This window comes from Aeromonas sp. s11 (assembly GCF_040907945.1).
GTDB lineage: Bacteria > Pseudomonadota > Gammaproteobacteria > Enterobacterales > Aeromonadaceae > Aeromonas > Aeromonas veronii.
Genome location: NZ_JBFOCU010000021.1, coordinates 1 through 23,752, shown reverse-complemented (window position 1 = coordinate 23,752; position 23,752 = coordinate 1). Strand labels below are relative to the sequence as shown.

General features: G+C 60.0%; 24 protein-coding genes and 2 tRNA genes. 10 read left to right on the top strand and 16 right to left on the bottom strand.

The window, feature by feature from the left end; genetic code table 11:
* The 3 genes from AB5Y84_RS04690 to AB5Y84_RS04680 form a co-directional block, all read left to right on the top strand.
* On the top strand, window positions 1-444 hold a 444-nt coding region (locus AB5Y84_RS04690), incomplete at its 5' end, for a transposase (protein WP_368176470.1).
* A 125-nt stretch (window positions 445-569) separates the two neighbouring features.
* On the top strand, window positions 570-1,073 hold the full coding sequence (locus tag AB5Y84_RS04685; RefSeq protein ID WP_005333421.1) for a M48 family metallopeptidase: 504 nt from the start codon (window positions 570-572) through the stop codon (window positions 1,071-1,073).
* 26 nt (window positions 1,074-1,099) lie between these two features.
* Window positions 1,100-1,963: a DUF2927 domain-containing protein gene (locus AB5Y84_RS04680; protein ID WP_257725831.1), complete on the top strand. Its 864-nt coding sequence runs from the start codon at window positions 1,100-1,102 to the stop codon at window positions 1,961-1,963.
* 177 nt (window positions 1,964-2,140) lie between these two features.
* Here AB5Y84_RS04680 and AB5Y84_RS04675 read toward each other — a convergent pair whose 3' ends face one another.
* Window positions 2,141-2,392, bottom strand: coding sequence for a DinI family protein (locus AB5Y84_RS04675; RefSeq protein ID WP_005352362.1), 252 nt, complete (start codon window positions 2,390-2,392; stop codon window positions 2,141-2,143).
* A gap of 74 nt (window positions 2,393-2,466) precedes the next feature.
* A complete protein-coding gene (locus AB5Y84_RS04670; protein WP_368176469.1) occupies window positions 2,467-4,893 on the bottom strand; it encodes a DNA polymerase II in 2,427 nt (808 codons plus the stop codon).
* A 166-nt stretch (window positions 4,894-5,059) separates the two neighbouring features.
* Between AB5Y84_RS04670 and AB5Y84_RS04665 the strand changes: the two genes are divergently transcribed.
* Window positions 5,060-5,554: a prolyl-tRNA synthetase associated domain-containing protein gene (locus AB5Y84_RS04665; protein WP_368176468.1), complete on the top strand. Its 495-nt coding sequence runs from the start codon at window positions 5,060-5,062 to the stop codon at window positions 5,552-5,554.
* A 109-nt stretch (window positions 5,555-5,663) separates the two neighbouring features.
* Here AB5Y84_RS04665 and AB5Y84_RS04660 read toward each other — a convergent pair whose 3' ends face one another.
* Window positions 5,664-5,792: a hypothetical protein gene (locus AB5Y84_RS04660; protein ID WP_368176467.1), complete on the bottom strand. Its 129-nt coding sequence runs from the start codon at window positions 5,790-5,792 to the stop codon at window positions 5,664-5,666.
* Between the two features lie 25 nt (window positions 5,793-5,817).
* Here AB5Y84_RS04660 and AB5Y84_RS04655 point away from each other — a divergent pair, with 25 nt between their 5' ends.
* Together AB5Y84_RS04655 and AB5Y84_RS04650 are read left to right on the top strand one after the other, a co-directional pair.
* Window positions 5,818-7,056, top strand: coding sequence for a GGDEF domain-containing protein (locus AB5Y84_RS04655; RefSeq protein WP_368176466.1), 1,239 nt, complete (start codon window positions 5,818-5,820; stop codon window positions 7,054-7,056).
* Window positions 7,053-7,589: a GNAT family N-acetyltransferase gene (locus AB5Y84_RS04650; protein ID WP_368176465.1), complete on the top strand. Its 537-nt coding sequence runs from the start codon at window positions 7,053-7,055 to the stop codon at window positions 7,587-7,589. Before AB5Y84_RS04655 ends, AB5Y84_RS04650 begins: the two co-directional genes overlap by 4 nt.
* 60 nt (window positions 7,590-7,649) lie before the next feature.
* Here the strand turns inward: AB5Y84_RS04650 and AB5Y84_RS04645 are convergent, their stop codons facing one another.
* The 4 genes from AB5Y84_RS04645 to AB5Y84_RS04630 all read right to left on the bottom strand — a co-directional run bounded on the left by AB5Y84_RS04645 (window position 7,650) and on the right by AB5Y84_RS04630 (window position 12,092).
* Complete coding sequence (locus AB5Y84_RS04645) at window positions 7,650-8,510, bottom strand: PA4780 family RIO1-like protein kinase (protein ID WP_005352386.1); 861 nt, start codon at window positions 8,508-8,510, stop codon at window positions 7,650-7,652.
* Window positions 8,511-8,705: 195 nt separating this feature from the next.
* A complete protein-coding gene (locus tag AB5Y84_RS04640) occupies window positions 8,706-9,701 on the bottom strand; it encodes a lauroyl-Kdo(2)-lipid IV(A) myristoyltransferase (protein ID WP_368176464.1) in 996 nt (331 codons plus the stop codon).
* Between the two features lie 150 nt (window positions 9,702-9,851).
* Complete coding sequence (gene lpxM, locus AB5Y84_RS04635; protein WP_139732218.1) at window positions 9,852-10,841, bottom strand: lauroyl-Kdo(2)-lipid IV(A) myristoyltransferase; 990 nt, start codon at window positions 10,839-10,841, stop codon at window positions 9,852-9,854.
* Window positions 10,842-11,099: 258 nt separating this feature from the next.
* Window positions 11,100-12,092, bottom strand: a complete 993-nt coding sequence (locus AB5Y84_RS04630) for a TDT family transporter (protein ID WP_005352390.1) — start codon at window positions 12,090-12,092, stop codon at window positions 11,100-11,102.
* 102 nt (window positions 12,093-12,194) lie between these two features.
* On the opposite strand from AB5Y84_RS04630, the gene AB5Y84_RS04625 reads away from it, so the two are divergent.
* Window positions 12,195-13,100, top strand: a complete 906-nt coding sequence (locus tag AB5Y84_RS04625; protein WP_368176463.1) for a LysR substrate-binding domain-containing protein — start codon at window positions 12,195-12,197, stop codon at window positions 13,098-13,100.
* A 96-nt stretch (window positions 13,101-13,196) separates the two neighbouring features.
* Here the strand turns inward: AB5Y84_RS04625 and nfo are convergent, their stop codons facing one another.
* From nfo to AB5Y84_RS04600, 5 genes are all read right to left on the bottom strand, one after another.
* On the bottom strand, window positions 13,197-14,039 hold the full coding sequence (nfo, locus tag AB5Y84_RS04620; protein WP_368176462.1) for a deoxyribonuclease IV: 843 nt from the start codon (window positions 14,037-14,039) through the stop codon (window positions 13,197-13,199).
* 322 nt (window positions 14,040-14,361) lie between these two features.
* Window positions 14,362-14,691, bottom strand: a complete 330-nt coding sequence (locus AB5Y84_RS04615; RefSeq protein ID WP_005333445.1) for a YbaB/EbfC family nucleoid-associated protein — start codon at window positions 14,689-14,691, stop codon at window positions 14,362-14,364.
* Between the two features lie 114 nt (window positions 14,692-14,805).
* Complete coding sequence (dnaX, locus tag AB5Y84_RS04610; protein WP_257725840.1) at window positions 14,806-17,373, bottom strand: DNA polymerase III subunit gamma/tau; 2,568 nt, start codon at window positions 17,371-17,373, stop codon at window positions 14,806-14,808.
* A gap of 172 nt (window positions 17,374-17,545) precedes the next feature.
* The gene (gene apt, locus AB5Y84_RS04605) at window positions 17,546-18,091 is read right to left on the bottom strand and encodes an adenine phosphoribosyltransferase (RefSeq protein WP_005352403.1); all 546 of its coding nucleotides are present in this window, start codon (window positions 18,089-18,091) and stop codon (window positions 17,546-17,548) included.
* Between the two features lie 134 nt (window positions 18,092-18,225).
* Window positions 18,226-18,603 carry a YbaN family protein gene (locus AB5Y84_RS04600; protein WP_257725841.1) on the bottom strand — a complete coding sequence of 126 codons (378 nt, stop codon included), beginning with the start codon at window positions 18,601-18,603 and terminating at the stop codon, window positions 18,226-18,228.
* A 123-nt stretch (window positions 18,604-18,726) separates the two neighbouring features.
* On the opposite strand from AB5Y84_RS04600, the gene dusC reads away from it, so the two are divergent.
* From dusC to AB5Y84_RS04585, 3 genes are all read left to right on the top strand, one after another.
* On the top strand, window positions 18,727-19,671 hold the full coding sequence (dusC, locus tag AB5Y84_RS04595; RefSeq protein WP_257725842.1) for a tRNA dihydrouridine(16) synthase DusC: 945 nt from the start codon (window positions 18,727-18,729) through the stop codon (window positions 19,669-19,671).
* A gap of 97 nt (window positions 19,672-19,768) precedes the next feature.
* Window positions 19,769-20,137, top strand: coding sequence for a hypothetical protein (locus AB5Y84_RS04590; protein WP_005333451.1), 369 nt, complete (start codon window positions 19,769-19,771; stop codon window positions 20,135-20,137).
* Window positions 20,138-20,297: 160 nt separating this feature from the next.
* On the top strand, window positions 20,298-21,017 hold the full coding sequence (locus tag AB5Y84_RS04585; RefSeq protein WP_368176461.1) for a substrate-binding periplasmic protein: 720 nt from the start codon (window positions 20,298-20,300) through the stop codon (window positions 21,015-21,017).
* Window positions 21,018-21,133: 116 nt separating this feature from the next.
* Here the strand turns inward: AB5Y84_RS04585 and yjjG are convergent, their stop codons facing one another.
* The 4 genes from yjjG to AB5Y84_RS04565 all read right to left on the bottom strand — a co-directional run bounded on the left by yjjG (window position 21,134) and on the right by AB5Y84_RS04565 (window position 23,740).
* On the bottom strand, window positions 21,134-21,814 hold the full coding sequence (gene yjjG / locus AB5Y84_RS04580; protein WP_005333455.1) for a pyrimidine 5'-nucleotidase: 681 nt from the start codon (window positions 21,812-21,814) through the stop codon (window positions 21,134-21,136).
* A 14-nt stretch (window positions 21,815-21,828) separates the two neighbouring features.
* Window positions 21,829-23,328: a leucyl aminopeptidase family protein gene (locus tag AB5Y84_RS04575; RefSeq protein ID WP_368176471.1), complete on the bottom strand. Its 1,500-nt coding sequence runs from the start codon at window positions 23,326-23,328 to the stop codon at window positions 21,829-21,831.
* A gap of 171 nt (window positions 23,329-23,499) precedes the next feature.
* Window positions 23,500-23,576, bottom strand: a tRNA-Met gene (locus AB5Y84_RS04570).
* Window positions 23,577-23,663: 87 nt separating this feature from the next.
* Window positions 23,664-23,740: transfer RNA gene (locus tag AB5Y84_RS04565), tRNA-Met, on the bottom strand.
* Between the last annotated feature and the right edge of the window lie 12 nt (window positions 23,741-23,752).

The window sequence follows — 23,752 nt, the reverse complement described above, 5'->3', positions numbered from 1 at the left end:
TATCTGCCCGCCAGGAGCGGGCCGCTGTACCTGAGCCTGGTGACGGATGCCTACTCACGCAAGATAGTGGGCCATCACGTGCACGAAGGAATGCACGCGGAGTCGGTGGCGATGGCGTTCAAGAAAGCGCTGAAGCAACGGTGTGGCAGCGGGGAGCTAATCCATCACTCGGACCGCGGCGTGCAGTATTGCTCGGGGCTGTATCAGTCATTACATGAACGGTACGGGGTGAGATGCTCGATGACAGATGGGTATGACTGTTACCAGAATGCGTTGGCGGAGCGGGTGAACGGGATTTTGAAAGGAGAGTTATTGTTGCAAAGCCCGCAGGATTTGACGCAAGCGCGGGAAATGATGCGTGAAGCGGTGGATATTTACAACGCGGAGCGGCCGCATCACGCGTTGAAATACAGAACCCCCGATGCGGTACATCGGGGGTTCTGAGTGGAGCAAAGCTAGCCGAAAATGTGTAAACCTATTTCAGGACTAGACACCCTCTCTCCTCATCGGTAGGCAAGCCCGCCCGAGATAACTACAATGACGCTCTTTTTGATGTAACGAGTGACACCATGGCGGAACTGACTTATCTGGGCGGCTATCCCGACCCCCTCAAGGCACAGGTACAGCAGCTGATTGCGGCAGGCAAGCTGGGGGAGATGCTGGCCAAACGCTATCCGGAAAGCCACCAGATCCAGAGCGACAAGGCGCTGCTTGCCTACACCATGGAGCTGAAGAACCGCTACCTCAAGAGCTCGGCGCCCCTGTCAAAGGTGGTGTTCGATGGCAAGATCAACGTGATCAAGGATGCCCTCGGCCTGCACACCTACGTCAGCCGGGTACAGGGCAGCAAGCTCAAGGCCAAGAACGAGATCCGCATCGCCGCCCTGTTCAAGGAGGCGCCGCCCCCGTTCCTGAAAATGATCGTGGTGCACGAGCTGGCCCATATCAAAGAGAAGGATCACAACAAGAGCTTCTACCAGCTCTGCCAGCACATGGAGCCCGACTATCATCAACTGGAGTTTGATCTCAGGCTTTGGCTCACCTGGCGCGATATCGACAAGGCCAACCGCTAGGCTGACAACCGTTTCAGGGAGGAAACATGTCATTTGCCGCAACCCCCTTTAGTGCCACCCGCTTTATTGCCACTTTGGTAATGGCCAACTTGGGCCGCGCTGACTATCCCCGCGTCACGTCACGCGGGCTGCTGGCCCTGCTGATTCTGCTCGCGGGCCACAGCGCCCGTGCCGATGAGCGCTGGCAGAGCGACAGCTATCTCACCGAGAGCTTTATGGCCATCGCCATGGAGCGGGAGTATGGCGAAGCCAGGCAGACCCGTTTTGCCCGCTGGCAGCAGCCGATCCGGCTGCAACTTATCAACGAGTCGGGTGACAAGCCGCTGCAGGCCGACGTGGTGAAGGTACAGGCAGCCCATCTGGCCCGCATCACCGGCCACTCCATCAGCATGGTGGCCGCAAAGCCCAACCTCACCCTGATCATGACCGACTACAGCAAGATGAAGAGCTGGGCCAACCGCACCATGGGGGGGGATCCATCGGTCAAGATGGCGCTCAAGGAGGGGCTCTGCCTTGCCAACTTCGCAACCAATGCGAAACACGAGATCAGCCGTGCCACCATCATCATTCCGGTAGACTACAGCCGGGCCAAGGGACGCTTTCTCGACTGCGTGGTGGAGGAGTTCACCCAGGTGATGGGGCTGCCCAACGACTCGGACAAGGTGTTTCCCTCCATCTTCAATGACAACAGCATCGACAGCTTTTTGACCGGGCTGGACTATGTGCTGCTCAAGATGGCCTATCACCCGGCCCTCAAAGCCGGAATGAGCAGTGGCGAGATCCGCGCCGCACTGCCCATTGCGCTGGCCGATCTGCGCGCCAAAGGGGAGATCCGCGAAGCCAATCGCCGGGTGCAGCAGCAGAGCCTGAAAAGCTGGGCAGGGCTGTAACGGGCCTGGCTCAACCCAGAGCCAGACAAGCCACCGCGAGCCTCTCACCACCCACAAAAAACGCAGCCACCTGGCTGCGTTTTTTGTTGTCCGGGGATCGGCGGATCATTCGCGGGCATGCCCGTTTTTCAGCTACCCATTTATCCACCGCCCAGAATTATCCACTGCCCATGGGGATCAGGAGGCGACGTTCTCTTCCGGCATCCAGCTGTCGGCGTTCTCCCACACCTCCTGCACCATGGCTTCGGCCAGCTCTTTGTCTTCCTTGCTGGCACGGCTGACGGTCAGGGCCATGGCGCTGCCCGGCGCGACCCGCACATGGATGTCGGGGAATTTTTCGCCAAGCTGCTTGAGCAGCTCCTGACGCAGCGCCTCCATGGTCGAGGTCGGGATCTGATGTTTTCTGTCGATGATGATTTCAAGACGCATAGGAAACTTCTCCATGATTTATAACTGTATTTTTATCCAGTATTCATGGGAAGTAAAGTGCCAACTTGCACCAATCAGAAAAGATCCAGCTGCTGACCGCAGATCCGGTCGAACGACTCGCCGATAAAGGGCAGGATGGCATCGGCAATGGGCCGCAACTGCTTGTCTATGTAGTGTTCGTAATCGATGGCACTGCGCCGGTACTCCAGCGGCTCGGGGCCATTGAGGGTCATCAGATAGGCGATGGCGCCCCGATGCTGATAGCGCTGGGGCAGACCGCGGCGCAGGTTCTCCTCATCGGCCAGCCGTGCCGCCCGCACATGGGGCGGTACATTCTTCTGATACTCCTCGAGCTTCTGGCGCAGCCGTTTGCGATAGATAAGCAGATCGTCGTGACGACCGGCACGAGTCTCATCCACCATGGTGCGCACATAGCCGCTGGGATCTTCATCGTGAAACACCAGCTCATAGAGGCGGGTCTGAAACTGCTTGGCCAGCATGGTCCAGTCGGTGCGCACCGATTCGAGCCCCTTGAACACCAGCTGTTCACTCCCCTCACTGGCCTTGCCAACCAGACCGGCATAGCGCTTCTTGCTGCCCTTCTCCAGCCCGCGGATGGTGGGCATCAGAAAGCGGCGATAGTGGGTCTCGTACTGGATCTCGAGATAACTCGGCAGGTCGAACTCGCGCCTGATCAGTGCAGCCCAGTTATCGTTGATCATTTGAGCCAGTCGCTGGCCGATCTCGTCCGCCTCATCGGGGCTGGTCTCGTGCCCCAGATGGACAAAGGTGGAATCAGTGTCACCATAGATCACCTCGAACCCCTTCTCTTCAATCCACTCGCGGGTCTGCTGCATGATGCTGTGGCCACGCAGGGTAATGGACGAGGCTAGGCGCGGATCATAGAAACGGCAGCCCCCCGACCCCAGCACGCCGTAGAAGGAGTTCATGATGATCTTGATGGCCTGGGAGAGCGCCTTGTTGCTGGCGGCCTTGGCTCTGTCCCTCGCCGCCCACAGGGTGGCGATGAGTTCCGGCAAGAAGTGCCGCTCGCGGGAAAACATGGCGCCGCGAAAGCCCGGAATTGCGTGCTCGGGATGCTGCAGCCCTTCGATAAGTCCCATGGGGTCGATGCAGAAGGTGCGGATGATGCTGGGATAGAGGCTCTTGAAATCGAGCACCAGCACATGGCGATAGAGACCGGGTTTGGAGTCCATCACATAGCCGCCAGGGCTCGCCAGCCCACCGTCGGCTGGCAAATTGGGTGCCACGTAGCCGCCACGATGGAGCCGCGGCAGATAGAGGTTGGTAAAGGCCGCCACCGAGCCCCCTACCCTGTCCAGCTCAAGACCGGTGAGGGAAGCACGCTCGATGGCAAAGGGGATAAGGTGGCAGTAGTCGAAGATCTCCCACACCAGCTTGCAATCTTCCAGGTTGTAGCGGGCCAGCGCCTCCTTGTCGGAGTGGAACAGCTCGGTGATCTTCTCCCCCCGATTGGCCACATCCTCGATATCTTTACCACGGCCGAGCAGTTCGCTCGCCACCGCATCCAGGCTGTAGCTGGCAAACTGCCAGGTGGCGCTTTTCAGGGTATCGATGCCATCGAGCACCATGCGCCCGGGGATAATAACGTTGCCAGTTTGGGGATCGCCCCGTGACGAGCGCCAGAAGCAGAGCTCACGACCCCGCCCGAGCCGCAGCCGCCGCTTGTTAAGCTCGGCGCGGCGTAGCAGCAGGCGAAAATCAAAATTAACCACGTTCCAGCCGATGACCAGATCGGGGTCATACAGACTGAACCAGCTCTCCAGCGCACTCAGCAGGGCGCTCTCGTCCTCTACCCACTGGACCTGAGTGCCCCAGCTCTCGGCATCCGCCTCCGGCGTACCGATCATGATGACCCGCGCATCCTGTTCGCTGTAAAGACCGACCGAGAAGAGGGCCCCGTCCATGGCGCACTCCACGTCGAGCGACACCCAGGAGAGGGTCGGTGTCACCGCCTGCGGCGCGCAGCGCGCCTCGTTCACCTCCCAGTATCCCTGCTTGCCCCCCTTTTTTACCGCCCGGCCATCGAAGCGCACACCAGCGGTGATGAAGCGCTCCATCAGGAAGCGCTCCGGCAGCCGGATATCCGCCTCGAAGTGCTCCAGCCCGCGAATAAGCAGCAGCTCGATGGCGCGGTGAAAGGCACTCAGGGTAGCGAAATAGCAGCCCACCACAGGGCGGCCATCGAAAGTGTGCATCGGCAGGCGGCGAAACCGCCCGCTCACCCCGGCCCCCTTGAACAGCTCGGCGGCTTCTGCCATATGGCTCTGCGGCAAAAAGAACACCGGCTCCTGCCCCGGCACCACCACCCGCACCGGCCCCTGCGCGCTCCAGAGCCACATCACGATTTCGGTGGTGGCAGGCAGCCCGTTGCGACCGCGCACGTCCCGACCATGGCGGGTCAGGATAAAACCGTCGAGGGGCGGAGTGGCGGATACGGTGGGCTGGGTTGCAGTCATGAAGCGTAAAGGGGCTGTCCGAGAATGGGACTATTGTACGTTCATACAGTGCCTGCTCGCAATCGTCACGCTGGCTGCGAGGCGGGAGCCAAACTGGTAAGCTCGATCCGGCCGTTATTCCCGCCCATCCCGTTCTGACCACTCTTCGCCGACGAAAGGAGTCTCTGTGGCAATCTATTCCCTGCTGGATCAGCTGGCTATCCCCTACCAGCGCTTTGACCATCCTCCGGTGTTTACCTGTGAGGAGGCGAGCAGGCTGCTGCCCGACCTACCCGCCGCCAAGACCAAGAACCTCTTTTTGCGCGATCCGAAAAGCGAGCGGCTGTTTCTGGTGGTGAGTCCGGAGGAGCACCGGGTCGACCTCAAGGCGCTGGCAGCCATGCTCGGCGTCAAACGGCTGAGCTTTGGCTCCCCCGAGCGACTCAATGCGGTGCTCGGCCTTACCCCGGGCTCGGTAACCCTGCTCGCCATGGTGCGCGACAGGGAAAAAGCGGTAGAGCTGGTGGTGGACGAGGCCATCTGGCAGGCCGAACAGGAGCAGTGCCATCCGTTGGTCAACACCGCGACTCTGATCATCCGCCTCGACGACGTGCGCCGTCTGCTGACCCATCTGGGCCGGAAGGCAACCATGATGCGCTTGCCAGCTGCGACCTGCGATTAGCACAACGTCTGGCGGTTGGGTTTACCCTGCCGCCAACACAACCACCTTTCAAGCAGCGAAATTGACTGACAAGACAATAAAATGGCTCCTTGTGCGCTGATAAATCGAGTCAGCAGTCGCCATCGTGCAAAAAGTCGGAGGTGAGCACGTTCGGCCATTTAACCCATTGATAATAGGTTGGATTCATGTTGTGATCGGCCACTGCCAGCGGGCGATACCCCATCGCCTGTTCGTTCACAGGTGACTTCCCAGAGAGCCCCTTGATGCCAAGTCTGTTTTCCTCGGCCCAGTTGTTGAGTCTGGTGCTGTTCGTCACGCTGTCACATGTGGGGGTCGCCACCATTTTCGCCGCCATGTGGCACACCCATCGCCAGATCAGGGCATTGATCTACTGGTCAGCGGGGGAACTGGTGATCGCAGGGGCTTTTTGCTGCCTGCTGCTGCGCCCCCTTGAGGGAAATGCATCCCTTGCCAATATTCTCTGCACCAACCTGCTGTTGATGTCGACCACCCTGCTCTATGAACGGGGGATTCGCCACTTCTTTCGCCGTGAAGCCGACCAACTGGGCTGGCTGCTGCCCACCGTTACCCTCGGCGGTTTCGTCCTGTTTGCCCTGACCGCCCTGCAGCAACCCCTCTTTGATGTGCATAGCCGGATCATCGTGCTCTCCGGCGTGCTCTCGCTGCAGATTGCGCTGCTTATCTGGCAGCTCTGGCGCTACCAGCGGCTGGCCCCCGTCTATCGGGTGCTGCGCTTTGCCATTCTGCTGCTCGGCCTGCAACTGCTGTTGCAACTGCTGCGGATCGCCAAACATCTCTGGCAGCCGGAGCTGGCGGCCAACTCCTTCACCGACCCGCTGCTCGGGCCTGTGATCCTGCTCAGCCTGCTCTTTACCATCGCCCGCAGTTATCTGCTGCTGAGCCTGGTCCACACTCGCCAGCAGCAAGCCTTGCTGGCCACCCAGCGCAAGCTGGAGCGGCGCGCCAATCAGGATGAGCTGACCGGCCTGTTCAGCCGCCACTATTTCGAACGCCTGGTGGCCCTGCGTGCCCGCGAGGTGACGAGCCCCGGCCAGCTGCTGCTGATCGATCTGGACAACTTCAAGCAGATCAACGACCGCCACGGCCACCCCGCCGGTGATGCCATGCTGCGGGCCGTGGGTCGGGTGATCACCAATACCCTGCCTTCTGAGGGCATGGCCGGTCGGCTTGGCGGCGATGAGCTGGCCCTGCTGTTGATGGCGGACCCGCAGACCCTGCCAGACTACTGCCACGCCTTGCAGCAACAGATCGCCGAGGCGACCCGGGCGCTGGCCGGTGGCCCCATCAGCCTCAGCATCGGCCTCACCTCGCTGCACCCTGACGAGGGGTTTGAAGCGGCCTACCTTCGAGCGGATCAGGCTCTTTACGCCGCCAAACAGGCTGGGAGGCAACGGGCCTGCGTGCAGGAGCTCCACCACAACGAGCCGCAGCCGCTGCCGCCCTGCGCGCTACTGTCATGAGCGCAGTGCTCGCTCTGCAATGCCGACCGGCCAGACTGGCAGATGCCCCGGCTTACCGGCGCTATGTCACCGAATGCGCCGAGGACGGACAGCCGCTCTATCAGGTGGCGCAATTTGACTCGGACGGCTGGCTACAGAGCCTGCTGGATCACGCAGAAGGGCGCAACTTGCCCAGTGGATACCTGCCGACTACCACCTATTTTGCCCTCGATGGCGAGGAGATCATCGCCACCCTGCGTCTGCGTCACGGTGACAATGAGGCAACCCGCCAGTGGCTGGGTCATATCGGTTACGAAACTCGCCCCTCTCGCCGTGGCGAAGGGGCCGCGACCGTGCTGCTGCGCTGGGTACAACAACAGGTGCTGGCAGCGCCTGTGCTGATCAGCTGTGACCAAGACAATCTGGCCTCCCGCAAGGTGATTACAGCAGCCGGTGGCGTGTTGCTGGGACGGTGCTTCCATCCGGGGGATCGCAACTGGCTGGAGATGTATCAGCTAGCCCCCAGCCACAGCCCCAGCCCCAGCCGACCATAGCCGCAGCAGTAATAAAAAGAGCGCCCCGAAGGCGCTCTTTTTGCGAACGTGGCAAGACCGTTAGTAGCTGTCTTCCTGCTCAGCCTTCATCCGGGCCTGACGGGCATAGGCCTCCTCCTCGGCGCTCTCAATCTCCTGCAGCACCGAATCGAGATCGATGGCGGCGCGGCTCTCTTCAAAGTGACCGGTCAGCTCGCTCTCGGGGGTGAGTTTGCCATCTTCAAACAGCGCCCACATCTCCTGGGCATAACGGGTCTTGAGCAGTTCGGGGGCATACATGCCGTAGTAGTTGCGCATGTTGTTGACGTCCCGCTCCAGCATCGCCTTGGCCTGATTGTTGGCGGCGGCATCCACCACCTGGGGCAGGTCGATAATGACCGGGCCCTGTTCATCCACCAGCACATTGAACTCGGAGAGATCGCCGTGGATAAGACCGGCGCAGAGCATCCGCACCACATAGCGGATCACCTTGTGGTGATCGATGACCGCCTGCTCGGGGGTAAGCGCCACATCGTTGAGGCGCGGCGCGACATTGCCATCCTCATCGGTGATAAGTTCCATCAAGAGGACGCCATCGAGGCAGACATAGGGCTGCGGCACCCGCACACCGGCCGCCGCCAGCTTGAACAGGGCGTCGACCTCGGTGTTCTGCCACACCTCTTCATGCTGTTTGCGGCCGTACTTGGAGCCCTTCTCCATAGCGCGAGCGCTGCGGCTGTTACGCACCTTACGCCCCTCCTGATAGACCACGGCCTGCTTGAAGCTGCGCTTGGACGCCTCTTTATAGACTTTGGCGCAGCGGATCTCGTCGCCGCAGCGCACCACATAGACGTCGGCCTCTTTGCCGCTCATCAACCGGCTGACGACCTCATCGACCAGGCCGTCATCAACCAGAGGTTGGATTCGATTTGGAATTTTCATGGCCGCCCTTTTACCCTATTTCCGCTCTCGAAGATAGCTCCGCGCACGCTCACCTGCCTCTCCCTTTCATAAGACACCCTGTTATCCCCTGTTTACGCTGTTTTTGTCCACCCGTTCGCCTTAAAAACCACCAGCATCAGACCAAATACGAAAGGCCCCTGTACCAACAAAAATGGCCCGCAAGCGGGCCAATTTTCAAGGTTCGGGCGGCAAGCCCTGACGAATGCGCTGGATCCCAGCTTCATAGAGGCCGTCATCCCCCTCCTGATGCTCCAGGGTTTCGAAGATCTTGAGAAACCACATGTACTGCTCGGGATGGCGCGCCACTTGCATCTCCACCACCCGGTTCATGGCATTGACGTCTGCCAGCAGATCGGCGGTGGGATAAGGGTCAAACGGCGGCTCTATCTCCAGCAGATAGCGCCCCTCATCCTCGTCATAGCTGGCGAAGATGGGCACCGCTCTGGCACCGGTCAGCTTCACCAGCTTGGGCAACGCAGGCAGGGTTGCCTTGGGGCGGCCAAAGAAGGGAACAAACACGCTCGCCTCGCGGCCGTGGTCCTGATCTGGCAGGTAAAAAAAACTGGCACCGGCGCGGATCGACTTGATCGCCGGTTTGATGCCGGCGCTGCGCTCATAGACCTTACCTGCTTTGGCCCGCTCGCGGTTGATGTACCAGTCGAACACCTCATCTTTCGGGCTCTTCATCATGGTGCACATCTCGATGCCCATCATGGAGAAGTAGCGGCCAATCATGTCGACCGCCCAGGTATGAGGCACCACCAGGATCACCGGGCGGCCCGCAGCCTGCTCCGCTTGCACATGCTCCCAGCCGGTGACCTTGATGCGGCGGGTCAGCCGCGCCTTGCTGCGCCAGCTGAGCTCGCCAAAGCCCATAAAGGTCTTGAGCCCGACCCGGATCGATTTGAGTAGCAGCGCCTGCCGTGCGGCGGCATCCAGCTCGGGAAAGCAGATCTTGAGGTTGGTATCGGCGATATAGGCCTGCTTTTTCGAAAAACGCAGCAGGGTTGGAGAGATCAGATCGGCAAAGCGATCCCTCAGTCTCGCGGGGGTAAATGCCAGCAGGGAAAGCAGGCCCAGCGCACACCAGCTGCCCCACCATTTTGGATGCAGCAGGCGGCTATGAAATGAGGTATCAAATACCGGATCTAACGCAGACATGGCGGCCATCAAGTCATCAAAAACAAACGGTTATTGTAGTTATCCTGACATTTTTTTCTACCCTGGGGAGGCTGGCCATCGACCTGCAAGGCACTGATCAGACTAGTTATCATAAAAAATGGCCCACCTGGGGCCATTTCAATCAACGCAAATTCTGGGTCAGCCGTGGGGCGACAATCCCTTGCGGATCCGCTGGATCCCCGCCTCGTAAAGGCCATCCAGCCCCTCCTGATCTTCACGGGTATCGAAGATCTTGAGGAACCACATGTATTGACCCGGATGGCGCATCAGCTGCTGTTGCACCATGTCATTCATACGACAGGTATCGGCCATCACATCCTCGGTGGGATAGTTGTCGAACGGTGCCTCAATCTCCAGCCGGTAGCAGTGGTTCTCTTCGTCATAGCAGGCGAGCAGCGGCACCGCCTTGGCACCGCTGACCTGCACCAGACGGGGCAAGGCAGGCAGGGTCGCTTTGGGATAGCCAAAGAAGGGGGCGAAGATGCTCTTCTCGCGGCCATGATCCTGATCCGGCAGATAGAAGAAGCTGCGACCGCTCTTGATGGTCCTGATCACCGCCTTGATCCCGGCGCTGCGCTCATAAACACGGCAACCGTTCTTGGCTCGTGCCCGGTTGAGGTGCCAGTCAAACACCGGATTGCGCGCCCGTTTCATCATGGTGCACATGGGCACCCCGCGCTGGGTAAAGCAGTAACCGGCTGCATCCACCGGCCAAGTATGGGGCACTACCAGGATCACCGGACGACCGGCAGCCCGCTCCGCCTCGATATGCTCCCAACCGATCACCTGCATCCGGCTCATCAAATAACGCTGACTACGCATGGTGAACTCGCCAAATCCCAACAGACTCTTGAGGCCGACCCGGATCGAGGTCAGTGCAATGGCATCCCGCTCTTCCGGGCTCTTGTCCGGGAAGCAGATCTCCAGATTGGTTCTGGCGATATATATCTGTTTTTTCGAGATACGAAACACCAGTGGTGCCAAGGCTTCGGCCAAACGGTCGCGCAATCGCACCGGCACAAAGGCGAGCAACATCAGCACGCCGAGCGCCAGCCAGCTGAACCAGTAGCGGGGATGCAGAAAACGGGCTTCAAAAGAGGAGTCAAATACGGGATCTTGGGACGACATGTATTGGGGTCGAGCGAAAAAGTGGTGCTGCATTGTAGTCGTCCTGACAGGTAATACCAGTTAAATCCATGGCAAATAGCCCGCCACGAGCGCCACATCAAAAAACCATAAAAAAATGCCCCGCACCGCGGGGCATTTTGCTCGTTACACAACCAGGGTGGAGGCTCTTTGTCCATCCATCGTATGACTGGTCGTTTATCCCGTCGCTCTCGGAGCGCACTGCTTATCCATTTCCCGATGTCACATCTTCTTCAAGATTTAACGGTGAGCACCCTGGCGGGCCATGCCGTTATTCATTTCGGTATTACGCTGCGGCAGAAAAAACATCAGGTAACGCAGTGCCACATACCCGACGATGACGGTAGCCACCCCCAGCTCGAAGTGGGCCAGCAGTCTGATCTGCTCGACGTAGTGACTCCCTTGCGCAAACCCTTCAACCAGATGAGCCACTTTGAACAGGGCGGTGGCACCGATCACCAGCGGGAAGGTGAAGGCGGCATAACCCGGCGAAAAGGGCAGACGCAGCAGTTTGATAAAGGCCAGATAGATGATGCCGGTCATCAGGATGGCAATCCCCAACAGCACGGCCACCAGCAGCAGTGACGGCTCCTGGCTGACGGTCAGGTAACCGGCCAGAGAGAGGCTGGCAGGGGCAGCCAGAATGGCGATGGTCGGTTTGGCGGCATCCGGCACTTCATGGCTGAAGATCAGGCGATAGAGCATCAGCGGCAGCATCAGGCCATAGCAGATGATCCCGAACCAGAGCAGACCGTTGGCCAGCGGGGCAAACTGACCACCCGGGAAGGCGACGTCAGCCACGATGATGCCCACTGGCGGCACGAACCAGCTCGGCACCATGTGGTGGATTTCAAACTCTTTGGCGCGATGCCAGATAAAGGTGGCCAGGAACAGCAGGTGAACTGCTACAGCAAACAGCCAGAGTGCCTCGCCCGCTTGCGGCGCAATCATACCGAGCGCTTTGGAGACCACCATGGTACCCATGGCATAGGTCGGTACCACACTGCCGACTACGGGGTGAGCGAGATCCTGCAATAGCAGGCGGGGGTGAAGCAGAAACTTGAAGGTCAGGATCACCAGCAGCACGGCCGCAATGGCAGCACCCAGCAGTTGCATCCGGCCATCGAAGTGACCGGCATTTTCCCAACACCAACCAAGGCTGGCGATGCCCAGCGCCAAACCCGCCATGGGGGTTGGGGCGGCAGCCAGTGATTTACGGGTTCTTGCGATCATGATGACACCTTTCTATTGATGACTATGGCGATAGGATAATGGTCCCTTATCGTTTACGATATCTAAATGAATTAAATCAATCATTCAGGAAAACCAAACACGATGAAACTGACCCTGCAGCAGCTGAAAGTGTTCGCCACCATTGCCCGTTATGGAAACCTTGGCCTTGCCGCCAACGAGCTCTGCCTGAGCAAGGGGGCCGTCTCCCAGTCGCTGCAGGAGCTGGAGCGCCAGCTCTCCACACCACTGTTTGACCGCATTCACCCCAGATTGCAGCTCAACAACGAGGGGCGCCTGCTGCAACCGGCCGCCGAAGAGCTGCTGACCCGGATGCAGGATATCGAGAACCTGTTCAGTCCCGATGCCGAGCCCAGCGGCCAGCTTCGCCTTGGTGCCAGCCAGACCATCGGCAACTACCTGCTCCCCACCCTGCTCGCCAGCAGCAAACAGGAGCTGGGACTCCCCCCCAAGGTGACCATCAACAACACTCACCTGCTCTGTCATGCGCTGGCCAACTTCGAGCTGGATATGGCACTGATCGAGGGGGAGAACCACCACCCCGACCTGCTCGCCGAACCCTGGCTGCAGGACGAGATGCTGGTGGTGGCCCCACCCGGTCACCCGCTTGCCAGCAAGAAGGAGATCTCCCTCTCCCGACTGGGGGGCGAGACCTGGGTATTGCGTGAAGCACAATCGGGCAGCCGCGAGCAATTTATCCAGCAGATCCAGCCCGAGCTGCCCCGCTGGCAACCAGGGCTTGAACTCAACACCCTGGAGGCGGTGATGCTGGCGGTGGAGAAGGGGCTTGGCATCTCCTTTATCTCCCGGCTGGCAGCCTCGGATCGCCTGGCAGATGGGCGGCTAATCGCCCTGCCCCTCTCCCGGCGCTTCCCGCGCCAGCTCTCCCTTATCTGGCACAAGCAGAAGTACCACTCCACCTCCCTGCGCCACTTTATCCACTTCTGCCGGGCTCAGGTGAAGGATGCCGAGGTGAGCCGCGCAGAGTAACGCGCGCTCGGAGCGCCGCTGACAGGCCCGCCCGCCAATGATGGAAAAAGCAGAGAGGGAGCCACGGCTCCCTCTCTTTGATTCGCTTGCTCGGTATCACTGCGCCAGACTGCGCAACCAGCTGATCTCATCGCCCCAGATGGACTCGTCTATGGTCTCGAGGATCAGCGGAATGCGATCGAAGCGATCATCATTCATGATGTGGTGGAAAACAGCCTCCCCCAGATTGCCCTCCCGCAAGCTGTGGTGGCGATCGACCCGGCTACCGAAGGTGCACTTGGCGCCGTTGATATGCATCCCCTTGAGATAGTGAAAACCCACCGTGCGGTCGAACTCGGCAAAGACGGCAGCGCAGCTCTCGGCGGTGCGCAGATCGTAGCCAGCGGCAAAGGCGTGGCAAGTATCGAAACAGATCCCGACCCGGCTCTTGTCCTCCACCCCCTCGATGATGGTGGCGAGGTGCTCGAACGACCAGCCGAGGTTGGTCCCCTGCCCAGCGGTATTCTCGATCACCGCCGTCACCCCTGCACTGCGCTCCAACGCCCAGTTGATGGACTCGCTCACCAACTTGAGGCTGGACGCCTCTGGGATCTGCTTGAGATGGCTACCGGGATGGAAGTTCAGATAGCAAAGCCCCAGCTGCTCGCAGCGTTTCATCTCGTCGAGAAACGCATCGCGGGATTTGGCCAGACCATCGGGATCCGGGTGGCCCAGATTGATGAGGTAACTGTCGTGGGGCAGGATCTGCTCCGGCAGAAAACCGGCCTTGTCACAGGCCGCCTTGAAGGCACGGATGGTGGCATCCGACAAGGGCGCCGCCTGCCACTGACGTTGATTCTTGGTAAAGAGGGCAAACGCGTTGGCCCCGATGGCCTGGGCGCGGGCGATGGTATTTTCCACCCCGCCGGCCGCACTGACGTGGGCTCCAATATATTTCATACAATCTCCTCAATACGGCAAGCCGCCATTATGCCGCTCCCGCCCGGCCACGCCAAACCGGGATATCCGATAGCGGGTATCGACAAATAGCGCCACCTTGGCGAATCGAAGCACTGCGTTTCATGGCGTAATCGGCCTGCACTGTCGCAACCGCTCCGCAGAAGGGATAGTTAGAGCCCGTCCACGCCAGCATGGCTGCCCATAAAAAACGCAGCGTATCGCCTGAGCAATAACGCTGCGTCTTTGGCTCTCTCGGCCGTCCCCCTTGCCGTGGCCCGAATGGCCAGCGACAAGGGAGCAAGAATGCGCGGGGAGAGTCGCCTTAGAAGGGCATTTTAAAACCCGGCGGCAGTTGCATGCCACCGGTCAGTTCGCCCATCTTGGCCTTGTTCTGCTCTTCCACACGACGCACGGCATCGTTGCAAGCGGCAGCGACCAGATCTTCCAGCAGCTCCTTGTCATCTTCCATCAGGGAGGGGTCGATCTCGATGCGACGGACGCTGTGGCTACCTGTCATGGTGACCTTGACCATGCCAGCACCGGCTTCACCGGTCACTTCCATCTGAGCCAGCTGCTCCTGCGCTTTCTGCATACGCTCTTGCATCTGTTGGGCCTGTTTCATCAGGTTCCCCATTCCACCTTTACCAAACATATGTCGTCTCTCGTCTTGAAATCCGGCATCCAGCGCCGGGCTGTGGGCTTGTCTGTCCTAGATGGGGACAGCCAAACTGCTTTTCAACCGGAAGCGAGCTCCCGGCCACGGAATTTAGCGGTTGAGTGGCTCGATGCTCTCGTGATGAAGCACGGCACCAAACCGCTGAACTAAAAACTGTACGTTGGGATCCTGCTCCAGATCCCGGGTCACCTGCTCGCGCACCCCGAGATAGAGGCGGTGTTCGATCTCGAGGGGGGTCTCCTGGTCAGGCACCACGCCGAGCGTAACCTCGACCTGCACCGGTTGTCCCAGCGCTGGCCCGATGATCTCGGCCAGATCGGCGCGCGCCTTGTCGCTCACCAGATGGCGCTGTTCAGGCTTGAGGGTTAGCAGTACCTTGTCCCCTTCCCGCGTCATCACCGAGTTGATGGCCAACTGGCGCAGCCGCCCTCCCACCTGAGTGTGGGCGATCAACTCGGCCCAAGGGTCGCCGCAACCATTGAGCAGCGAGGAGGGGATAAGGCGAGTCGCCTCTCCCTCTTGCGGCTCGCTGTCGCTCTCGAGCTCATCCCAGTCGATGGTCTCCATCACCGGCTGAGCGGGCTCATCCTGCGTCACAGGGGCAGCAGCCACCGCTGTGGGGGCAACGGGCGGCTGGATCGCAGGGGCTGGCGTCACCGCAGGCGCCGCAGCACTGCGTTCACCGGGTCGATAGCTCGGCTGCCCGTCGAGATCCCAAGGTGGCAGATCGGTTGGCTGGGCCGGTGCCGTGACAGGGGCGTGGCTCATCACCTGAGTCTGCTCGGCAAAGCCCTGATTGAGGTACTCCTCGTATTCCCCGTTGTCACCCTGTGGCTCGTAACCGTCGCCATAGAGATCCACTGGCGGCAGATCATCATAGTGACCCATCGCCGCTATCCCCTGCCCGGTAGGTTGGCTGACCGGAGCTGGCTGTTGGGTGACGACCGGTGCAGCAGCGGGCGCTACAGGTTTAGCTGGCGCAACCGGCACTGCGCGCGGTGCGGGCGCCGCCGGGGCATCCTGACCACGCTGGCGACTGCGCAGCATGTTTCGCTTGCCAAGCAGGCTCTGCATGCTCGATACCGCTGAAACAGCTTCAGGTGCGCTTGTCGGTTCGAGCGCGGGCTCGATGCTGGCAGTCAGCGACTCGCCACGGGAATGGTCCGCGTAGGCTGCGGCAGAAGCTTGTTCATAAGCATCTGCGGGCTGTGTAGCTGAGTGCGCAGACACATCGGGCTGCGCATGGGTCAACGCGGGCTCGGGTTGATACCCCATGCCTGCAGCTTCACGCAGCAACTCATCCTGCTGGCTGAACAGCTCGGCGGCTTGCGCCTCCTCCTCGCTGTCGGCGGGGTTGCCGATGTCATCCACCATCGAAGGCAGGGAGACATCAACCGCGGGCACGGCACTGGTAGCAACAGGGCTGGCTAGCGGTGCAGGCACGGCGCCGCTGATCGGTGCCAGTGCGGCCGATTCAGCGGCCGGGCGCTTTCCCGGCAAGGAGGCTACCGGAGTGGCATTGCTCGTCATTGACGGGGGCAGCGCAGTGAGGCTGGCCGGATGCAGGGCATCGCGCCTTGGGGAGAAGGCGAGCATCCGCAGGCAGGTCATCTCCAGCGCGGTGCGGCCATCGGGGGCCCAGGGCAGATCTTTACGGCCACCCAGCACGATCTGGTAGCAGAGCTGCACCTCTTCCGGGCTCATCGCCTTGGCCAGTTGCAGCAGGGAATCAGCATCCCCCCCCTGCTCCTGCACACTGGCAGGCAGCAGTTGCGCCATGGCGATGCGATGGAGCAAACCTTCCAGCTCGGCGTGGAGCTGATCAAAATCGGGGCCCAGGGTGGCGATCTCGGTGATCTTGGCCATGGTTGCGGGGGCATCTTGCCGCAAAATGGCTTCCAGCAGCTGGTGCAGATGGCGGTGATCGAGCGTGCCCAGCATCGCCAGCACACTCTCGAGGCGCACGCTGCCATTGCCGTGGGCCAGCGCCTGATCGGTCAGGCTCAGGGCATCTCGCATACTGCCGTCGGCGGCTTTGGCCAGGGCCAGCAGGGCGCGTGGTTCGAAGGGCTGCCCCTCCTGATCCAGCACCCATTCGAGCTGCTTGGCGATCTGGGTCTGATCCAGACTCTTCAGATGAAACTGCAGGCAGCGCGACAGAATGGTAATGGGCAGCTTCTGCGGATCCGTGGTGGCCAGCAGAAACTTCACATAGGGAGGCGGCTCTTCCAGGGTTTTCAGCAGCGCGTTGAAGCTGTGGCGCGACAACATGTGCACTTCATCGATGAGGTAGACCTTGAAGCGGCCACGGGCCGGGCGGTACTGCACGTTGTCGAGCAGCTCGCGGGTATCTTCCACCTTGGTGCGGGACGCCGCGTCAATCTCCAGCAGGTCGACAAAGTTGCCCTGATCGATCTCGCGGCAGGTATCGCAGACACCGCACGGATGGCTGCTGATCCCCTGCTCGCAGTTGAGGCTCTTGGCCAGAATACGGGCGATGGTGGTCTTGCCGACCCCGCGGGTACCGCTCAGCAGATAGGCGTGATGCAGCCGTCCCTGATCCAGGGCGTTGGTCAAGGCGGTCAGCACATGTTGCTGGCCTACCACTTGTTCAAACGTATGGGGGCGCCATTTACGCGCCAGAACCTGATAGCTCATAAATCCATCATGCAGGGAAGACAGGGCATTGAGGCCGGATGCTAACACAAATGGCGGGCTGGCTGTATCGGCTATCGGTGAGAGCGGGAGGGATCGCTTGATTTTCAAACCGATGCCCGCACGGGCACCGGTTCAATGCAGGCCCGATGCAGAGGATCGGGCCGAAGAGGCATTACTCGCCGGCCAGCTCGACCAGTGAGACTACCTTGATGCCAGCGGCAGTCAGGCGGGCATCGCCACCCAGAGACGGCAGGGAGATGATGAAGGCCGCATCGGCAACTTCACCACCGGCGCGGCGGATCAGCTTGACGGTCGCATCGACGGTACCGCCGGTCGCCAGCAGATCGTCCACGACCAGCACCTTGTCACCGGGTACGATGGCATCGGTGTGCAGTTGCAGGGTGTCGGTGCCGTACTCGAGGGCATAGGACTCCTCGATCACTTCGCGCGGCAGCTTGCCCGGCTTGCGGACCGGCACGAAGCCCAGCCCCATGGCATAGGCAACCGGCGCGCCAAAGATGAAGCCGCGAGCTTCGGTGCCAACAATCTTGGTGATCCCTTGATCACGATAATGATTGGCCAGCAGATCGATGGTGGCCTTGAAGGCCTCGGCGTTCTCAATCAGGCTGGTGATGTCACGAAACAGAATGCCCGGCTTCGGATAGTCGGGAATGGTCTTGATGCTTGCTTCGATAAATTTCAGGGTTTCCGGATTCATGTGTTGACCGCTTATTTTTTTGACCCAGGGGTGGCCATTTTTTCTCAATTCCCTTCTGCGGGAAATAAAAAAGCCTGTCACGCAAAAATGACAGGCCGACTCCATAGCATTATTGCTGCAATAGCTTAGGGACTTCACTTCACCATTGCAACTGGCTCCAGCACCGGCAGGCGCATTAACCAGGTGAGCAGGATCACCATTATGACAACCAGCAGCCCCTTGACCCACAGCAGTGGCACCACCGCCAGCGACACCGAAAATGTGAGCAAAATGAAGATAATGGCGCGCCGTCTGGCCTGACGACGAATGCCGCGATACTGCTGCCAATCTACGATGGGCGGGCCAAACCAGGGATGGGTCAGCAACCAGCGATGAAAACGGGGCGACGAGCGGGCAAACAGAGCGGCAGCCAGCAACATGAAGGGGGTAGTCGGCAATAGCGGCAGCACAATGCCCACGAGACCGGTGGCAAATGCCAGCCACCCGAGCGCCATCAGACACCAACGCTTCATTCCTTCTCCTTGCGTGATTTATCTCCCTCTAGCCTAACAGAGTTTGAGCGGGTGCTGACAGCGGGCCGCAACCCCACTACAATCTGCGCTCTTTTTTCTCCCCACTCTCGTCGGAAAGCCGTTATGCGCGTTATTTTGGCCCCCATGCAGGGGGTACTGGATCACCTGATGCGGGAGGTACTCACCTCCGTCAATGATTACGATCTCTGCGTGAGCGAGTTTATCCGGGTCGTCGATCAGCTGCTGCCCGCCAAGGTGTTCTACCGCCTCTGCCCTGAACTGCTGCAAGATGGCAAAACCCGCGCAGGCACCCCAGTGCGGGTACAACTGCTGGGGCAACACCCCGAGTGGCTGGCCGAGAACGCCGTGCGCGCCATCGAGCTGGGCTCCCCCGGCGTCGATCTCAACTTCGGCTGTCCCGCCCCTACGGTCAACAAGAGCAAGGGCGGTGCGGTGCTGCTCAAAGAGCCCGAGACCATCTACCGCATCGTCAAGGCGGTGCGCGAGGCGGTGCCCGCCCATATGCCGGTGAGCGCCAAAATTCGCCTCGGTTACGATGACAAGGATCTCTATCTGGAGAACGCCCAGGCGGTCTTCCAGGGGGGCGCCAACGAGCTGGCCGTTCATGCCCGCACCAAGCGCGAAGGCTACAAGGCACCCGCCCACTGGGAGTATGTGGATGCCATTCGCCGCGCCCTGCCCATCCCCGTCACCGCCAACGGTGAAATTTGGGATCACAAAGATGCCCTCACCTGCGCCAGGGTCTCGGGTTGCGATGCCCTGATGGTCGGGCGCGGCGCCATCTCCCTGCCCAATCTGGCCAACGTGATGAAAACCGGCTGTCCGCACATGAGCTGGGCCGAGGTGCTGCAGTTGATGGTGAGCTATACCGAGCAGGATCTGGCCAGCGAAAAAGCCGACTACTACCCCAGCCGCATCAAACAGTGGTTCAGCTATCTCAAGCGGGAATATCCCGAAGCGGACCTGCTGTTTCAGGAGATCCGGGTGCTCAAAGAGACGGATCCGATCCGCGATGCCCTGCTGCAAGCAGCCAAAAGCCACGGCTAACCACGTTTAACTTGACGCATATCATCTTGATAGAGTTATCGGATCCCTATACTGCCCCGAATCTGTCGTCTGTCCTGTGGGGGATAATGTGTGTGAAATGACGCAAGCACAGTTGACTGTCTGGCGTAATCGCCTGCTGTCAGACTGGGCCCAAGTACGAGAAACGCTGATCGGTCAGCTTAAAGCTTGCCGCCGTGACGAGTGGGCCGAACAGGTCGGTCACTGCGAGCAGGATCAACTGGTGGAACTGACCAGCCGGCTGGATCTGCCGAAGGTTGAGCAGAGCGTGGCCCGCCTCAAGCGGATCGATGCGGCACTCTGCCAGATGGATCTTGGCCTCTATGGCCTCTGCTCCGATTGTGAAGAGCCGCTTTCCATCGAACAGCTGGAACAGGATCCGACCCTGCAACGCTGCCCGCGCTGTGAAACCCGTTATCGCAAGGGATTCCACGCCCACGAACTGTGAGGGATGCACAGCTGTGCATCCGCTCAACCCTCAGCACTGGTTACTCCGTCGTTCCTGTCCAATACTCACCGTATCAGCCTGTTCGAGGGTATGCGTTGTGTACAGACTCTTGTTGTTATGGTGTTTGTGTTGCCAGGCTACGGCACAGGAGTCATTGGTCGTGGGCTGGGTCGACTGGCAGCCCTTCAGTTATCGCAATGAACAGCAAGAGCTCCGCGGACTGGATGTGGAGCTGCTCAACGCCATCTTCCTGCGGGCCGGTTATCGGGCCAAATTCAGTGAAATGCCCTGGGCTCGCGTGCTGCACGAGCTGAAATTCGGCACGGTTCAGCTGACCATGTCAGCCAATATCACCGCCGAGCGGCAGCAATATGCCCGCTTCAGCCACCCCTATCGGGAAGAGGAGACTGCCATCATTATCCGTCGGCAAGATGCCGAACGCTGGCGCGGGATCACCACCCTGGAGCAGTTGATCAACACCCCCGACTTCCATATCGGGGTGCTCAAGGGCTTTGATTACGGCAATACCTTCCGCCAGTTGATGGCAAGGCCCGAGCTGCAGCCTCGCTTGCAGATGCGCCTGCGGCTGGATCAGCTGCTGAAGATGTTGCAAGGGGGTCGGATCCAGGGGTTTATTCTGGATCCCCACGGACTGCAGGGGTGGCAGGATAAAGATGAAGCGCTGGCTCAGCTGCATACCCTGCTGCGTATCGAAGTCACGCCGGTTCACCTGATGCTGAGCAAAGAGAGCACTACTGAGGCGCAACTGCAGCGGATCAATCAGGCTATCGATCAATTGAAACAGAGTCCCGACTATCAGCAGATCCTCGATCGCTACCAGTTCAGATCCCTGCATTCACAGGAAAACACCCATAAGTAAGGGGAGCATCAGCTCCCCTTACTGTCTCAAGCAAACCCAATCCAGTCTCAAACAACCCTGGTTGCAACTTGCCAGGACATTTTGGTCGCCGATAACGTGATGGTTAAACCTGGCTATCAGCGTCCCAGCACAATGTCGGCAAGGTGGGCGAAGTGGTGGATTTCGTGGGTGGCATCGCACTCGCCCGCTTGCCGCGCCGGGTTGTACCAGCAGGTTGCCAGCCCCTGCGCCGCCGCCCCGGCAATATCGGTTTTCGGATTATCCCCCACCATCAGCACCCGCGCAGGATCCGGCTGCCCCATCAGGGAGAGGGTGTGCTGGAAAATAGCTGGCGCCGGCTTGGTCACCCGGATCTCGTCGGAGATCACCAGCGGCTCGAACCACTCGCTCCAGCCCAGTTTGCCGAGCCGCCCCCGCTGGGGCACGCTGAAACCATTGGTGATGATCCCCATCCGCACCTTGCTGCGCAGCTGCTGCAGGGTCTCGACCACCCCTTCGAGAGGCATGCTAAGGGCAATGATCTGCTCCAGAAAGGTGTTGTTCATCGCCATGGGATCGGCGGCAACCTGCTGGGCAAAGAGGGAGAAGCGGGTCTGCTGCAACGCCGTTGCATCGATCTCGCCGTCGTTGTACTGCTGCCAGAGCCCATGGTTGAGGGCGTGGTACTGCGCCATGCTGGCGTCATCAGCCTGTACGCCATAGATCTGCAGGGTGTGCGTCAGCGCAGAGGCGACCGGAAAATCGAGCAGGGTTTCATCCAAATCGAACAGCACCCAGTCATAGCTTGGTTGTTTCACAGAACTCCTTGTTATCATTCAGATTGTTCAGAGGTTTGGCGACCAACTCTGCCAAGCGGGCTGGCCAGCAGATCCAGCGTGAGGCGCACGCCAAAGCCAGTCACTTCGCTGGAGACCACCCCATTGCCCCCCTTGTTGCGAAAACCGCTCAGGTCGAAGTGCAGCCAGGGGGTCTGCTCGGGCACGAAGTGGGCGAGGAAACGGGCCGCATCAATGTGATCCGGCGAGCTGCCCGGCGCACACTGCAACAGATCGGCCCACTCGCTTTCGATGTTGTCGTCGTAATCGTCATCAAGCGGGAAGGGCCAGACTCGTTCACCGCTGCGCTGACCCAGATTGACCAGTGATGCCATCCATTCGCTGCGATTGGTAAAGACGCCGCTGTAGCGGCTACCCAGCGCCCGTTTGCAGGCCCCGGTCAGGGTCGCGTAATCGAGCAGCAGATCCGGAGTATCCTGCACCGCCATCGCCAGGGTGTCGGCCAATACCATTCGCCCTTCGGCATCGGTATCGACCACCTCGATGGAGGTGCCATTGATGGCAGTCACCACCTCGCCAGGACGATAGGCGTGAGGGCCGATATGGTTCTCGGCAATGGCCAGCCAGCAGTGCACCTCGTAAGGCAACTGGGCTCGGCTGATAGCGTAGAGGGCCCCCAGCGCCACCGCGCTGCCCCCCATGTCCAGATGCATGCCATACATGCTGCCGGAGACCTTGAGGTTGTAACCGCCAGAGTCGTGGCAGATCCCCTTGCCCACCAACGCAATGCGGCGCACCGGCTTGGGTGGATAGTAGCTGAGCTTGACCATGGCCCCCTGATTGTCTTCCGAGCCACGAGCAACGGCCAGAAACGCCCCCGCCCCCAGCTCGGCCAGCTGCGCCTGATCATAGTGATGGCACTGCCACCCCTCATCTTGCGCCAGCTTGCTGACAAACTCGCGATAGCTGGCGGCCGTCAGCTCGGAGGCAGGCAACACCGCCAGATGGCGAGCCAGCCCGTTGCCCCCCGCTTCGCTGTAAAGGCGTGCCAAGTCCAGCACCACTGCGGGTGAAACCTTGATTTGCTGATAGATCCAGCTGCTTTCACTGCGGCGCTTGCTGGTGGGCAACGAAATATTGGCGGCAAGCAGGGCCGACAACATCACTTCGGCCAGCATCACTCGCTCGGAGGGAGAAAAATCTTCCAGATGCAGCCCGAGCCGCTCCACATTGAGCCCAGAAAGAGGAGCAATCCAGCCTCTGATCTGTTTATAAAGGCGGTGATCCCGCGTCACACTGCCGGCCACAAACATCACCTGCAACAGGGTATTGCCATGCATCAGGGTAAAGGGCGCTTTTTTCCCCAGCGCAAGCTGGGTCTGGAGACCCGCAAGGGCGGGTAGCGAAAGCAAGGACTCCTTCTGCTCTTCGGCGATCAGCAGCAGTTGCAACGGCAGCCCTTGGGCAAGGGCTTCGGCCAGCGTGGCATCCCGGCTTTCAATAGCAGGAGGAAGATAGGTGAAGGGAGTGATCACAGGCGCGTGCCTCATCCATGAAGAGATACCTGATGATACCCAACAAATGGTTGATACGACCAGTTTTGGTCTTGAAAAAGCGTCAGAAATAGCAGCAATCACCAGATGGTGATGAGCATCAAGAAGGATTGTTCAATGATTGGCAATGCAGGAAGGGAACGTACAGAAAGTTGGTTGCGGGGGCCGGATTTGAACCGACGACCTTCGGGTTATGAGCCCGACGAGCTACCGAGCTGCTCCACCCCGCGTCCGAATTGTCACCCTCAAACCGAGCAGTAGCTTGATGGCGTTTGTCTGCCTTCGATTGTTTATACAATCGCAAGCTGACGAAAAGTTGGTTGCGGGGGCCGGATTTGAACCGACGACCTTCGGGTTATGAGCCCGACGAGCTACCGAGCTGCTCCACCCCGCGTCCGAATTGTCA

Coding starts and splice junctions, on each gene's coding strand:
- AB5Y84_RS04685 (WP_005333421.1), top strand. CDS start 570: ATGGCGGAACTGACTTATCTGGGCGGCTATCCCGACCCCCTCAAGGCA.
- AB5Y84_RS04680 (WP_257725831.1), top strand. CDS start 1,100: ATGTCATTTGCCGCAACCCCCTTTAGTGCCACCCGCTTTATTGCCACT.
- AB5Y84_RS04675 (WP_005352362.1), bottom strand. CDS start 2,392: ATGCGTCTTGAAATCATCATCGACAGAAAACATCAGATCCCGACCTCG.
- AB5Y84_RS04670 (WP_368176469.1), bottom strand. CDS start 4,893: ATGACTGCAACCCAGCCCACCGTATCCGCCACTCCGCCCCTCGACGGT.
- AB5Y84_RS04655 (WP_368176466.1), top strand. CDS start 5,818: ATGCCAAGTCTGTTTTCCTCGGCCCAGTTGTTGAGTCTGGTGCTGTTC.
- AB5Y84_RS04650 (WP_368176465.1), top strand. CDS start 7,053: ATGAGCGCAGTGCTCGCTCTGCAATGCCGACCGGCCAGACTGGCAGAT.
- AB5Y84_RS04645 (WP_005352386.1), bottom strand. CDS start 8,510: ATGAAAATTCCAAATCGAATCCAACCTCTGGTTGATGACGGCCTGGTC.
- AB5Y84_RS04640 (WP_368176464.1), bottom strand. CDS start 9,701: ATGGCCGCCATGTCTGCGTTAGATCCGGTATTTGATACCTCATTTCAT.
- lpxM (WP_139732218.1), bottom strand. CDS start 10,841: ATGTCGTCCCAAGATCCCGTATTTGACTCCTCTTTTGAAGCCCGTTTT.
- AB5Y84_RS04630 (WP_005352390.1), bottom strand. CDS start 12,092: ATGATCGCAAGAACCCGTAAATCACTGGCTGCCGCCCCAACCCCCATG.
- AB5Y84_RS04625 (WP_368176463.1), top strand. CDS start 12,195: ATGAAACTGACCCTGCAGCAGCTGAAAGTGTTCGCCACCATTGCCCGT.
- nfo (WP_368176462.1), bottom strand. CDS start 14,039: ATGAAATATATTGGAGCCCACGTCAGTGCGGCCGGCGGGGTGGAAAAT.
- AB5Y84_RS04615 (WP_005333445.1), bottom strand. CDS start 14,691: ATGTTTGGTAAAGGTGGAATGGGGAACCTGATGAAACAGGCCCAACAG.
- dnaX (WP_257725840.1), bottom strand. CDS start 17,373: ATGAGCTATCAGGTTCTGGCGCGTAAATGGCGCCCCCATACGTTTGAA.
- apt (WP_005352403.1), bottom strand. CDS start 18,091: ATGAATCCGGAAACCCTGAAATTTATCGAAGCAAGCATCAAGACCATT.
- AB5Y84_RS04600 (WP_257725841.1), bottom strand. CDS start 18,603: ATGAAGCGTTGGTGTCTGATGGCGCTCGGGTGGCTGGCATTTGCCACC.
- dusC (WP_257725842.1), top strand. CDS start 18,727: ATGCGCGTTATTTTGGCCCCCATGCAGGGGGTACTGGATCACCTGATG.
- AB5Y84_RS04590 (WP_005333451.1), top strand. CDS start 19,769: ATGACGCAAGCACAGTTGACTGTCTGGCGTAATCGCCTGCTGTCAGAC.